Annotated in this window: 12 protein-coding genes and 1 pseudogene; 12 read left to right on the forward strand and 1 reads right to left on the reverse strand. The window is 61.1% G+C overall.

Annotated features, from left to right (window positions below; all coding sequences use genetic code 11):
- The 11 genes from AWB81_RS36570 to AWB81_RS36620 all read left to right on the forward strand — a co-directional run.
- Positions 1-485, forward strand: a 485-nt coding sequence (locus tag AWB81_RS36570) for a CBS domain-containing protein (protein WP_144444289.1), incomplete at its 5' end; no start/stop codon positions are given.
- Positions 482-1,378 carry an ABC transporter permease gene (locus tag AWB81_RS36575; protein ID WP_062642727.1) on the forward strand — a complete coding sequence of 299 codons (897 nt, stop codon included), beginning with the start codon at positions 482-484 and terminating at the stop codon, positions 1,376-1,378. The genes AWB81_RS36570 and AWB81_RS36575, both read left to right, overlap by 4 nt.
- Before the next feature lie 76 nt (positions 1,379-1,454).
- A complete protein-coding gene (locus AWB81_RS36580; protein WP_062642729.1) occupies positions 1,455-2,336 on the forward strand; it encodes a glycine betaine ABC transporter substrate-binding protein in 882 nt (293 codons plus the stop codon).
- Between the two features lie 55 nt (positions 2,337-2,391).
- Positions 2,392-3,687 (forward strand): serine hydroxymethyltransferase, encoded by a 1,296-nt coding sequence (gene glyA, locus AWB81_RS36585; RefSeq protein WP_062642731.1) that lies wholly within the window; start codon positions 2,392-2,394, stop codon positions 3,685-3,687.
- Positions 3,688-3,740: 53 nt separating this feature from the next.
- Complete coding sequence (locus AWB81_RS36590; protein ID WP_062642732.1) at positions 3,741-4,628, forward strand: dihydrodipicolinate synthase family protein; 888 nt, start codon at positions 3,741-3,743, stop codon at positions 4,626-4,628.
- Between the two features lie 5 nt (positions 4,629-4,633).
- Positions 4,634-5,965, forward strand: a complete 1,332-nt coding sequence (locus tag AWB81_RS36595; protein WP_062642734.1) for an NAD(P)/FAD-dependent oxidoreductase — start codon at positions 4,634-4,636, stop codon at positions 5,963-5,965.
- Positions 5,966-5,982: 17 nt separating this feature from the next.
- Complete coding sequence (locus tag AWB81_RS36600) at positions 5,983-7,476, forward strand: aldehyde dehydrogenase (protein ID WP_062642737.1); 1,494 nt, start codon at positions 5,983-5,985, stop codon at positions 7,474-7,476.
- A gap of 32 nt (positions 7,477-7,508) precedes the next feature.
- On the forward strand, positions 7,509-8,279 hold the full coding sequence (locus tag AWB81_RS36605) for a pyrroline-5-carboxylate reductase (protein WP_062642739.1): 771 nt from the start codon (positions 7,509-7,511) through the stop codon (positions 8,277-8,279).
- 110 nt (positions 8,280-8,389) lie between these two features.
- Positions 8,390-9,403, forward strand: coding sequence for a LysR family transcriptional regulator (locus AWB81_RS36610; RefSeq protein ID WP_062642746.1), 1,014 nt, complete (start codon positions 8,390-8,392; stop codon positions 9,401-9,403).
- Between the two features lie 10 nt (positions 9,404-9,413).
- Positions 9,414-9,818, forward strand: coding sequence for a cupin domain-containing protein (locus tag AWB81_RS36615; protein WP_062642741.1), 405 nt, complete (start codon positions 9,414-9,416; stop codon positions 9,816-9,818).
- A gap of 95 nt (positions 9,819-9,913) precedes the next feature.
- Positions 9,914-11,170 carry an aromatic ring-hydroxylating oxygenase subunit alpha gene (locus tag AWB81_RS36620; RefSeq protein ID WP_062642742.1) on the forward strand — a complete coding sequence of 419 codons (1,257 nt, stop codon included), beginning with the start codon at positions 9,914-9,916 and terminating at the stop codon, positions 11,168-11,170.
- 107 nt (positions 11,171-11,277) lie between these two features.
- Here AWB81_RS36620 and AWB81_RS36625 read toward each other — a convergent pair whose 3' ends face one another.
- Positions 11,278-12,174: a LysR family transcriptional regulator gene (locus tag AWB81_RS36625; RefSeq protein ID WP_062642744.1), complete on the reverse strand. Its 897-nt coding sequence runs from the start codon at positions 12,172-12,174 to the stop codon at positions 11,278-11,280.
- 222 nt (positions 12,175-12,396) lie between these two features.
- On the opposite strand from AWB81_RS36625, the pseudogene AWB81_RS36630 reads away from it, so the two are divergent.
- Positions 12,397-12,472: pseudogene (locus AWB81_RS36630) on the forward strand (succinate dehydrogenase, cytochrome b556 subunit); the annotation flags it as partial.

Consider the following 12,472-nt stretch of genomic DNA (forward strand, 5'->3'; position numbering starts at 1 on the left):
GCATCATGAAAGATGGCCGGCTGATCCAGGTGGGAACACCCGCCGAACTCATCCAGTCGCCCGCCGACGACTACGTGCGCGATTTCTTCCACAACGTGGACGTCTCCCGGTTCCTCGAGGCCTCGAGCCTGCTGACGAGGGTCCAGCGAGGCCTGATCGCGTGCGATACGAGCGCGCCGTCCGAGCGTTATCTGAATCACCTCATCGACAGCGGCGCCGACTGCGGATACGTCTGCGACGAGGCAGGGCGTTACCACGGTTGCGTCACGCCCGCATCGCTCCACAAGAGTGGCAGCCGCCCGATTCGCGAGGCGTTGATTCGTGACGTCGCGGCCGTTCCGCTCAATGCCGACCTGCATCAGCTCGCAGCCATCGCGCTCAGCCAGGAACACGACGTACCGGTCACGGACGAGCAGGGCAGACTCGCGGGCGTTGTCTCGTGCCGCACCATTCTCAAGCAGGTCATGCAACGGAGGGCAGCATGAATTCTTCGGTCATCGGGAAATTTGCTGAAGACGCAGTGAATTTTCTTTTCCTTCATTTTCGCGGCGGATTCGACGCTTTTTCGGCCTCGCTTGGCGCGGTGATCAAGCTGCTCGAGGACGGACTGGCCGCGGTGCCGTTCATCGCCATGCTCGTGATCTTCATGGGAATTGCGATCTGGCGCCGGGGTGTCGTGTTCTCCGTGTTCGTTGGCGCAGCGCTTCTCGCCATCCATTACATGGGACTTTGGACGCAGACGGTGTCGACGCTCGCGCTTGTCGTCGCGGCGACTTTCTCCAGTCTCGTGATCGGCGTGCCACTGGGGATCTGGGGTGCGCGGAGCAACCGTGCCGAAGTCGTGCTGCGTTCACTGCTCGACTTCATGCAGACGATGCCCGCCTTCGTGTACCTGATTCCGGCCGTGATCCTGTTCGGTTTGGGCCGCGTGCCGGCGGTGATTGCCACGATCGTGTTCTCCATGCCTCCGGTCGTGCGCCTCACGACGCTCGGCATCCGGCAGGTGCGCGAGGAACTGCTCGAGGCGGGCCGGTCGTTCGGCAGCACGGATGCACAACTGCTGTGGAAGATCCAGTTGCCGAACGCATTGCCGTCGATCATGGCGGGCGTGAATCAGACCATCATGATGGCGCTGTCGATGGTCGTGGTTGCTTCGATGATCGGCGCCGGTGGGCTCGGCGAATACGTGCTGAGCGGCATTCAACGGCTCGATATCGGCATCGGGTTCGAAGGCGGACTCGGAGTCGTTCTTCTCGCCATCATTCTCGATCGCCTCACTGAAAGTTTCGGCGTGAAGTCGAAGAAAAAGAAGGCCAGGAAAAAACTTGTCGCCACGCCGGCCGATCGGGCGACGCCAGGCAAGACCGCGCAAACCTGAGATGGACCTGCGTCGAATCTGAGAGACACATGGTCAAAATCTTCCGAAAAGTTCAAATATCAATTTGGAGTACTACATGAAAGCCAGCCGTATCAGATCGATCATCGCGAAGATTCTGGCGCCGGCAGTGGTCGCGCTCGGTGTCGCCGCGAATCCGGCAATCTCGGCCGAGCCGGTCAAGGTTGCAGTCACCAACTGGGCGGACGTATTGGCCGTCGCGAACGTCGTCAAGTATGTCCTCGAAACGCAACTCAAGCAGCCCGTGCAATTCGTTCAGGCCGACATCGGCATTCAGTATCAGGGCGTGGCGCGCGGCGACCTCGACATCATGGTCGGCGGTTGGTTGCCGGTTACCCACGGTAACTACTACGCGCGATACAAGAACGATCTCGACGACGTCGGCATCATCTACACGGGAGGAAAGAACGGCTGGGCGGTGCCCACGTACATCCCCGAATCGCAGCTCTCCTCGATATCGGATCTGGCCAAGCCCGAGGTCCAGAGCAAGCTCAACGGCATCATCCAGGGGATCGAGCCCGGCGGCGGCCTGATGCAGGCATCGGAAAAGACCATCAAGGCGTATGACCTCTCGGGCTATCACCTGCAGTCTTCGAGCGAGGCCGGGATGCTTGCGTCCGTGCAACGCGCCAATCAGTCGAAGCAATGGATCGTCGCCACGGTGTGGAGCCCGCACTGGATGTTTCAGAAGTGGCAGATGCGCTATCTGAAGGACCCGAAGGGAACGCTTGGAGGCGAAGAGCAAATCCACGCGTTTGCATCGAAGCAGTTCGCCACCAAGTTTCCTCGCGCGGACGTCTTCATGAAGCATTTCAAGCTGAGCCTCGCGGATGTCGAGTCGATCGAGTTCGAAGGCAACAGCACCAACGACTATGCGACTGCCGCGAAGAAGTTCGTCGACGCGCATCCGGACAAGCTCAAAGCATGGCTGGAACAGTAAAGCCCGGAGCGGCCTTTAGCAGAGCCGTATTGCACGACACCCTCGGAGTATTCCTGTGAACGAAAACGCTCGCTTCTTTTCCGAAAGCCTGCAAAGCCACGATCCCGTCATTGCATCGGAGATCGCACTGGAGTTGCGCCGTCAGCAGACCCAGATCGAACTTATCGCTTCTGAAAACATCGTGTCGTCCGCAGTGATGGAAGCGCAGGGCACGGTGTTGACGAACAAATATGCAGAGGGCTATCCGTCCAGGCGCTACTACGGCGGCTGCGAGCACGTGGACCGGATCGAATCGCTCGCCATCGACCGCGTACGGGCGCTGTTCGAGGCCGAGTTCGCCAACGTTCAGCCGCATTCGGGCGCGCAGGCGAACGGCGCGGTGATGCTCGCGCTCCTCAAGCCCGGCGATACCGTCATGGGTATGTCGCTGGATGCGGGCGGGCACCTCACGCACGGCGCGCGCCCCGCGCTGTCGGGCAAGTGGTTCAACGCCGTTCAGTATGGCGTCAACCCGGACACGCTGCGCATCGACTACGAGCAGGTTCGGCGGCTGGCAGAAGAGCATCGTCCGAAGCTCATCATCGCGGGGTATTCGGCGTACCCGCGCGCGCTGGATTTCGCAGCATTTCGCGAGATCGCGGATAGCGTCGGCGCGCTGCTCATGGTGGACATGGCGCATATCGCGGGCATCGTCGCGACCGGGCGCCATCAGAACCCGGTGCCGTTCGCCGACGTTGTCACGTCCACGACGCACAAGACACTGCGCGGCCCCCGCGGTGGCTTCATCCTGACGAACAACGGCGACATCGCGAAGAAGATCAATTCCGCGGTCTTCCCCGGTCTGCAGGGTGGTCCCCTGATGCATGTGATCGCCGGCAAGGCAGTAGCGTTCGGCGAAGCGCTTCGCCCCGAGTTCACCGTGTACATCGAAAGGGTGCTTCAAAACGCGCAGGCGCTCGGTCGGGTGCTGCAAGCCGGCGGACTGAGCCTCGTGACTGGCGGCACCGACAATCATTTGTTGCTCGTCGACTTGCGCGGCAAGCGTCTCACGGGAACGCAGGCAGAGAAGGCGCTCGAACGCGCGGGCATGACGTGCAACAAGAACGGCATTCCGTTCGATACAGAAAGCCCCACGGTGACCTCCGGCATACGCCTCGGCACGCCCGCGGCAACGACGCGCGGCTTCGGCATTGCGCAGTTCGAACAGGTCGGGGAGATGATCCTCGAAGTACTGTCGGCGCTCGAACGCGAACCCGGCGGCGACGAACACGTCGAGCGTGCGGTGCGTGCCCGGGTGCGGGACCTGTGCGGCCAGTTTCCCATCTATTCATCCGCGGAAGCACTCATCTAGCGCCGGGCGCGGTCGCAAGTCACGACATGCAGTCAAACATCAGAGAGAGAAACATGAGCTTCGAAGGCGTCCATACCCCCCTCGTCACTCCGTTCAAGGCCGATGGAGAAATCGATCACGACCTGCTCGGCAAGCACGCCGTCAATCTCGCCTCCCGCGTCTCGGGCCTCGGCGTAGGCGGCACGACTGGCGAGTACTACGCGCTCAGCTTCGAGGAGCGCGTCAAGACATTCGATACCGTGGCAAAGGCAGCGGGCGGGAAGAGCTATCTCACCGCCGGCATCAACGCGACAACGACCGATGAAGTCCTGCGTCTCGGACGTGAAGCCAAACGCGCGGGATTGAACGCGTTGCTGGTTGCTGCGCCTTACTACGTGCAGCCGACGCAAGAGGAGTTGCTTACCCATCTTCTCAAGATCGACGACGCGCTCGACATGCCGATCATGCTCTACAACTTTCCCGCCCGGACCGGCACGGAAATCAGCGACGGTGTGCTCGAAAAGTTGCTCGAGCGGCCCAACTTTGGCGCCATGAAAGAGAGTACTGGCGACATTGCGCATCTTCATCACCTGGCGACGCATCTGCCGGACCGGTTCGTCCTCAGTTGCGGCATGGACGATCAGGCGCTGGAGTTTTTCGCCTGGGGCGTCAGAAGCTGGGTCGCCGGCGCGTCCAACTTTCTGCCCGAGGCGCATACGGAACTGCTCGAAGCATGTGTGCAGCGCGGCGATTTCACCACGGGCCGCAAACTGATGACGCAGCTTCTTCCGGTGCTCGAACTGCTGGAGCGAAGCGGCAAGTTCATTCAGTACGTGCGCTATGGATGCGAGCTCGCGGGCACGCACGTGGGCAATGCGCGCGCACCGCTCGGAACGCTCAATGAAGAAGAGCGCGCCGCCTTTGCGAAGCTCGTTCAACCGCTGTTGCGCAACGCTCATTGACGAGCATGGCCTCGAAACTCGATTTTGTGCGGTTCCCTGCCCCCGACGGCGTCAACGGCTGGTGGGAGACCCTGGCTGACCCGGTTTCCGCGAAATGCGTCGCGGGCGAACATCAGTTCGATTTCGTTGTCGTCGGCGGCGGCATCACCGGGCTGTGCGCGGCTCGTCGGCTGGGCGAACTTGCGCCGGACGCGTCGATCGCGCTGGTCGAAGCCGATCGCATCGGGCGGGGCACCGCCGGACGCAATTCCGGGTTCTTCGTGGATTTGCCGCACGACATCAGCAGCGAGAGCTACTCGCGCAGCGTCGAGGCCGACAAGGCAGATGTGCGGCTGCAGCGGCATGGCATCGACTATGTCCGCGCGGTCGTCAGGCATCACGGGATCGATTGCGATTGGCGAGACGACGGGAAGTTTCATGCGTCGGTGAACAAGAAGGGCCATACGGCGCTGGCTCACTTCGCAGAAGGCCTGGCTCGCATCGACGAACCGTGCGAGTGGCTCGACGAATCTGCCATCGCAAAGGTAACGGGCACGGGCTTCTACCGCAGCGCTCTCTTCACGCCGGGATGCAGCACGGTCCAGCCGGCCGCCCTTATGCGCGGTCTCGCCGCGACCCAGCCGCCGAACGTCGAGGTCTTCGAGCTGAGCGCGGTGAAGGGGATGGAGACACGCGGCCAGACGAAGCGACTGAACTTCGCCGGCGGAGGCATCGTGACGAAGCATGTCGTCCTTTGCACGAACGCTTATGCGGCCACGTTCGGCGGCCATCCGAACGGACTGCTGCCCGTTTACACCTTCGCGTCGATGTCGAGGGTCATGAATGAAGACGAGATGCGCAGGCTCGGTGGCCGGCACTCCTGGGCGCTGATCCCCGCGGATCCGATGGGCACGACGGTGCGCCGCCTCGCGACGAACCGTATCTGTGTGCGTAATCACTTCGCGTTTCGCCCGGATCTGGCGGTGTCCGAAGGCGATCTCGCCAAGGCCAGGCACCTGCATCAGCGCTCGTTCGACCGACGATTCCCGATGCTCAAGGATGTCGAGCTGCAATACACGTGGGGCGGCGCCTTGTGCCTGTCGGCGAACAATGGCGCGCTATTCGGGCAGCGGGACGAAGGCGTGTTCGAAGCGATCGGCTGCAATGGCCTCGGCCTGAGCCGCGGGTCGGCGGCGGGAAAGCTTATCGCCGAGCACGCGCTCGGACAGACGAGCGAACTGATCGATCAACTTCTGCAGCAACCGCATCCGCGTTCGCTGCCCATGCGACCCATTGCGGACGTCGCGGTATCGGCAGCGATCTGGGTGAAGGAATTTTCGGCGGGTGCCGAGCTTTGAACCTTTGAGGACATGACATGACGACTCATCAGGAATGGAAGCACAGGGCAGAGAACCTGCCGCTCGACGGCAGAGCCTTCATCGCCGGTCAACGATGCGCCGCCGCTTCGAATGAAACCTTCGGCACGCTCAACCCATCGACCGGCAAGGTTCTGGCGGACGTAACGAAGTGCGATGCAAAAGACATCGATCGCGCGGTCGTTGCGGCGCGTGAGGCCTTCGAATCGGGCGTCTGGTCGAAAGCCGCGCCTTCGCAGAGAAAGGCCGTCCTGCAGCGCCTCGCGCAACTGATCGACGAGAACGCGGAAGAACTGGCATTGCTCGAAGCGCTCGAAGCCGGCAAGCCAATCAGCGAATGTCTGGCGCTCGACATTCCCGAGTCGGCGGCGTGCATTCGCTGGCATGCGGAAGTCACGGACAAGCGCTACGACGCGCTGTCTCCGTCGGGCTCCGGCGTGGTGAGCATGATTACGCGCGAACCGATCGGAGTAGTAGGCGCAGTGCTTCCATGGAATTTCCCGGCGTTGATGCTGGCGTGGAAGATCGGACCGGCGCTTTCGGTCGGCAACAGCGTGATCGTCAAGCCGGCCGAGCAAACGTCGCTGTCGACGCTGCGCATCGCGGACCTCGCGTTGGAAGCGGGCGTGCCGGCCGGTGTGTTCAGCGTCGTGACGGGCTTCGGCGAAAGTGCCGGGCAGGCGCTCGGCTGTCACGCGGACGTCGACCTTGTTGCGTTCACGGGCTCCACGGAAACGGGCAAACGTTTCCTGCGCTATTCGGCCGATACGAATCTGAAGCGCGTCGTGCTCGAATGCGGCGGCAAGAACCCGCAAGTCATCTTGCCCGATGTCGTCAATCTCGACGCCGTCGCTGAACAGGCCGTCGCTGCCGCGTTCTGGAACATGGGCGAGAACTGCAGCGCGGGCTCGCGAATTCTGGTTCATGCCAGCAAGAAGCCCGAATTGCTGGAAAAGGTTCAGGGCGTGCTGGAGGCCTGGAGAACCGGAGACCCGCTCGATCCGGAAGTCAGGCTTGGCTCGCTGATCGAAGAGAAGCACTTCAGAAGGGTGCTCGCTCACATCGAAAAAGCGAAGGCCGAAGGCGCGCGGACCGTATGCGGTGGAAGGGCGACGCTGACTGAAACGGGCGGCTGGTTTGTCGAGCCGACGATCTTCGACAACGTCACGCCCGAGATGAGCATTGCGCGCGAAGAGGTGTTCGGTCCTGTCGTCTGCTTCATTGAGTATGACGATATTGACGACGCCGTACGCATCGCGAACGATACCTGCTATGGCCTCGCGGCATCGCTCTGGACCGACAATGTGAATCACGCGCACAGGATCGCGGCGCGCATTCGCGCGGGCACCGTGACGGTCAACTGCTTCGGAGAGGGCGACTTGACGACGCCTTTCGGCGGCTTCAAACAGTCCGGCTTCGGTGGGCGTGACAAGTCGGTCTACGCACACGACCAATATTGCGAGCTGAAGACTACCTGGCTGAAGCTCGACTGACCGGACTCAAGGTCAATACCAAAAGAGGCACTATGCGCATAGGATTCGTCGGCACCGGCACGATTACGCAGGCGGTCGTGACCGGAATGATTCGTTTCGATGTCCCGTTCGAACGCATCGCGCTTTCGCCGCGCAACGCGGAGATTGCTGCGAACCTTTCCGGTCTCGATTCGCGGGTGCGGGTTTGCGACAGCAACCAGGAAGTGCTCGATTCATCGGACGTGATCTGTCTCGCCGTCGTGCCGCAGATTGCGTCCGATGTCCTGAGCCAGCTCGCGTTCGATAGCCGGCACCGGATCGTCAGCTTTATAGCGGGAATGTCGGTCGCGCAGATACGCGGGATCGTGCGCAGCGCCGGCAACGTGGTGAGGGCGGTCCCGTTACCGGCGGTAGCTGAGGGCAAGGGCAGCACGGCCATCTGCCCGCCGGACGAGATCGCGAGAGCGTTGTTTTCGGCGCTTGGTGAATCGGTCGAGGTCACGGACGAACACCAGTTCGACGCATTATCCGCGGTGACATCGACGATGGCGAGCTTCTACGCGCTATTGGAAGAGCAGGCGTCGTGGCTTGTTCGGCAAGGTGTGCCGTACAGCGCCGCCCGCTCGTTTTTGTCGGGCTATCATGTGGGTCTCGCTCACGATACGACCAAAGACGGGCAGTCATATTCGAAGCTCATCGAGCAGTCGTGCACTCCCGGCGGCATCAACGAGCAGCTTCACGCCGAACTGTCGAAGAGAGGCACCTACGCCAGTTATTCGGAGGCGCTCGACAAGATCATGCAGAGGGTGCAGGGACACGGGTAAGTGTTGCGCCTCGGCAGGCCGCGTGTGCCACATGGAGAGAGCATCGGCGTCGAGTGCAACCGGCGCTGACGGTGAACGGCGCTTGCTGGCCTCCTTCGAAGGTGATTCAAATGCAAAAGAAACAGCAGTTCGCGGACAGGCTTCTCGCGCAGATGCCGTCATTGCGCGCGCTCAGATGCTTTGTGACGGCGGCGCGATACGAGAGCTTTACCCAGGCTGCGGAAGTGCTGTGCGTCACGCAAGCGGCGGTGAGCCGGCAGATCAAGGAACTCGAAGACACACTCGAAGTGGCCTTGTTCGAACGAACCGGAAGGCACATTGCGCTCACCGATGCGGGGCGCATCCTGTACAACGCGTCCTATCTGTCGATCATGAACATCGCCGAGGCGGCCCAGGCGGTGCGACGCGTCGATCGTCACGCGTTGACCATCTGCATCTCGCATACGTTCTCGGCGCTCTGGCTGTCTTTCAGACTGCCGGAATTCCGGCAGCGGTTTCCGAACATCCGGTTGCACGTGATGGTGACCGACCACTTCATGGAGTTGGACGATCTCATGGAGCCCGACATCATCATCACGAAGAACCCGCCGCGAGAAGCGCAATATGAAGTCGAGCCCCTCTTTCACGACATCGTCTACCCGGTTTGCAGCGTGCAATTCCACGATCGCTATTTCCATGGACGCACGCTCAAGCCGCTCGATCTGCTGGCGTATCCCACGCTGAGTCTCTCGCTGCTTGGACGCGCGCAGGTGTGCGAGCATGTGGACTGGCGTGTCTGGAAGAACTGGTATCAGCAAGGCGATGGTTCAGATCGCCTGGATCAGAACGAAAATTTCGAGAGCAACGACTATCGGCTTCTCGTCGCACAGGCGGAGGCGGGTGAAGGCACGTTGCTGGGCTGGCATCATCTGGTTCACCGTCAGGTGGAGCAGAAGAAGCTCGTCAGGCCGGGTGACGATGCGCTCGTGTTCCACGACCGTCATCATTATCTGATCACGCACCGCAACGCGAAATCGCGGCCGGAATACCTTCAGTTCCGCGAGTGGCTTGGCGAGGAAATCGGCACGATGATGCAGGGATGGCCCACTGCCCAGCCGGAGCCTGCCATTCTCACAAATCCTTGATTGGCAAATCATGTCCCGCGAAAAAGAAACTGCGGAAGTATGGCCACTGGCCGGGCTTCGAGTGAAGAACGGCCGTCGCTGGTATTCGATCGAGGAACGGGACTGGCGCCCGATGAAGATTGGGGAGACGGTTTTGCCCGGCTTCTTCTGGATACCGGTCGCGAACGACGAAACCGGCGCATGGAGCAGCTACTGGATGCGTCTGGAGGCGGGTGCGCGTTCTATCCAGCATCGCCATGACGATACCGAACTGATCATCGTTATGGAAGGCGTGTTCACCGATGACGACGGCGCCGATTTTCTTCCCGGGCAGACGGTGTCTTATCCAGCCGGATCACGGCACAGCACGTCTTCAGCGAAGGGTTGCACGGTGATGGTCGTGGAGGGAAGGGCATCCTCGATCGTCGCTGGATGAGCGCGGGTGCCAGGACCGCTCAGATGTTCACCGCGGACCGTGTTCAGAGCGGGAACAACCTAACCCCGAGCATCACCGAGCGTTGGAGAAAGACGATGTCCGGAGTGCAACGCAAGTCACACGGTGACCTGATCCGCAGCCGTCAACCCGGGCACGGCTTGCCTGGCGAACTCTTTGGCAGCCAGGATGTCTTCGAAAAAGATGTCGAAGTCTTTTTTCACAAACACTGGGTTTTGGTCGGAGTCACGGCGGACGTACCTGATCCGGGGGACGTTTCGATCGTCGATATCGGCAAGGCTTCGATTCTCATCGTCCGGGACGATGACGAAAACATACGGACCTACAGGAACGTTTGCCGTCACCGCGGGGCGCGCCTGAAAGAGGCGGGGAAGTCGACGGTCGGTATGCTCGTATGTCTCTACCACCAGTGGACTTACGATCTGGACGGCAGTTTGCGGCACGCTGCGCACCTGGGGAAAGACTTCGACCCGGCCTGTCGCAGCTTGCTGCCGGTTCACACGAAGATTATCGGCACTCACGTCTTCGTCTGTCTGGACGAGAACGTGCCGGAGGACATCGCAAAGCTGGAACAAACGATGACGCCGCGCTTCGCGCCTTATGACCTTCAGAACAGCAGGATTGCGTTCGAGCAGGAGATCATCGAGAGCGGCAACTGGAAGCTCGTGATGGAGAACAACCGTGAGTGCTATCACTGCTCCGCGACGCATCCAGAACTGACCGCGTCATTCCTTGCGGAAGACTTCGGCTTTTGCCCGGAAAACCTGAGCGAAGAATCGGTCCGCGCGCTGGAGGAGTACAAGGCGCGCAACGCCGAATGTCAGGCAAGCTGGGAACGCGACGGCTTTGTCGGGTCCACTGTCGAGTGGCTCGACGAAGACGCCGTCACTCAGTTCAGAACGCAGCGTCTTGTCATCGCTGGTGAGGGCGAGTCCCAAACCCTGAGCACGAAGGTCGCCAGCACGAAGCTTTTCGGGAGTCTCCCGCGGCGCGACCTCGGCGATTTGCACCTCTGGACGCACAATTCATGGACGCATGTCATGAGCGACCACGCGGTGATTACCTACGTCATTCCTCTCGCTCCCGACAAGACGCTCGTGCGGTCGAAGTGGCTTGTTCACGCGGATGCAGTCGAAGGAGCCGATTACAACGTCTCCGATCTGACCGAAGTGTGGGTTGCGACGAATCTGCAGGACAAGCACCTCGTCGAGATCACGCACGACGGAACGCAAGATCCAGCGTACGTGCCGGGGACGTTTTCACCGTTCACGGAAGCCTACGTCGACCAGTTTTCACGCTGGTATGCAGCGCGCCTTGGAGCGCACGGAATCTGAGCCAAGACGCCCGGCTTGGTGCTGCTTCCGCGCCTTGGAGCGCACGGAATCTGAGCCAAGACGCCCGGCTTGGTGCTGCTTCCACCTTCTCGTTGCCGTGCTGATCGTCAAGTCCGCGTCGCTGAAACATGGCTCGCGATCGACACAAAATTGGCGGTCTTGGCCGTGGCGCCGTCTTCGCGCGTGGCGAGTGCCAGACGAATCGAAACATTGGCGCCTTGTATATCGACGTATCCGACACCTTCGACCTGAATCTGGCAAACAGATGCGGGCACCAGGGAGACGCCGAACTCTGCGGCTACCAGGTTGACCACGGACGACAACTGGGGCGCCTGCTGACCGATAACAGGTTCGAAGCCGGCATCCCGGCAAGCGCCGATGATCACGTCGTGCAGGGTCGGGCTCGCTTCGCGCGGGAGCAGGACAAACGGCTCGTCCGCGAGCGCGGATAGCGGAGCCTTCTTCTTGCCCGCCAGACGGTGACTCGCCGGCAACACGATTTTCATCGGCTCCGTGGCGATGTGATGGAACGAAACGCCGGCCGGCGACTGACTTCCCAAGCGGACGAACGCGACATCCAGGCGCTTGTCGTTGAGGTAAGCGAGCAGTTGCGCAGTATTGCCCTCCACCAGACTGAGGTTGACGCTGGGGAACGACTGCCTGAATTCGCGGATCAGCTTCGATACAACCGGGTTGAATGCGGCGGAACCGGTGAAACCGATATTCAATTGCCCGACCTCGCCTCGCCCGGCACTCTGCGCCTTCTCTATGGCGTGGCGCGCATCGCTCATCAGGCGCTTCGCGTCGGTTGCGAACGCTTCGCCGGCCTCCGTCAGGACGACGCCGTGCCCCGTACGACGGAACAAGCGAACGCCGATTTCGCTCTCCAGCGCGTGTATCTGCTGGCTAAGAGGGGGTTGCCCGATTCCGAGCCTTTCGGCCGCGCGAGTCACATTGCGTTCTTCCGCAACGGCCAGGAAATACCGAATATGCCGGAGTTCCATGCGATATATATGAAAGCAATATCAGATAGACGAGATAGATATTGGACAGTATATCAACGGTGCGACAAAATGCTGCTATCGCGCAATGCGCGGGCAAAAGAACTCATCCCCTGAATACATCGCCTGCCACTCGTCACGGGAGGCAGGCGGGACGAGTGGCGCCCGTTGCCGTGTGTCGGCGGCGCGCGTGATCGTCAACCAGATAGAAGGATGGGGTGAGCCATGGCTGAAGCCGTAAAAAAACCAAGGCCCGAGTTCCGTAACATCGGGATCGGCCAAATCGCGAAGTATCGCTTGC

The organism is Caballeronia arationis (assembly GCF_001544975.2).
GTDB lineage: Bacteria > Pseudomonadota > Gammaproteobacteria > Burkholderiales > Burkholderiaceae > Caballeronia > Caballeronia arationis.

Coding starts and splice junctions, on each gene's coding strand:
- AWB81_RS36575 (WP_062642727.1), top strand. CDS start 482: ATGAATTCTTCGGTCATCGGGAAATTTGCTGAAGACGCAGTGAATTTT.
- AWB81_RS36580 (WP_062642729.1), top strand. CDS start 1,455: ATGAAAGCCAGCCGTATCAGATCGATCATCGCGAAGATTCTGGCGCCG.
- AWB81_RS36590 (WP_062642732.1), top strand. CDS start 3,741: ATGAGCTTCGAAGGCGTCCATACCCCCCTCGTCACTCCGTTCAAGGCC.
- AWB81_RS36595 (WP_062642734.1), top strand. CDS start 4,634: ATGGCCTCGAAACTCGATTTTGTGCGGTTCCCTGCCCCCGACGGCGTC.
- AWB81_RS36600 (WP_062642737.1), top strand. CDS start 5,983: ATGACGACTCATCAGGAATGGAAGCACAGGGCAGAGAACCTGCCGCTC.
- AWB81_RS36605 (WP_062642739.1), top strand. CDS start 7,509: ATGCGCATAGGATTCGTCGGCACCGGCACGATTACGCAGGCGGTCGTG.
- AWB81_RS36610 (WP_062642746.1), top strand. CDS start 8,390: ATGCAAAAGAAACAGCAGTTCGCGGACAGGCTTCTCGCGCAGATGCCG.
- AWB81_RS36615 (WP_062642741.1), top strand. CDS start 9,414: ATGTCCCGCGAAAAAGAAACTGCGGAAGTATGGCCACTGGCCGGGCTT.
- AWB81_RS36620 (WP_062642742.1), top strand. CDS start 9,914: ATGTCCGGAGTGCAACGCAAGTCACACGGTGACCTGATCCGCAGCCGT.
- AWB81_RS36625 (WP_062642744.1), bottom strand. CDS start 12,174: ATGGAACTCCGGCATATTCGGTATTTCCTGGCCGTTGCGGAAGAACGC.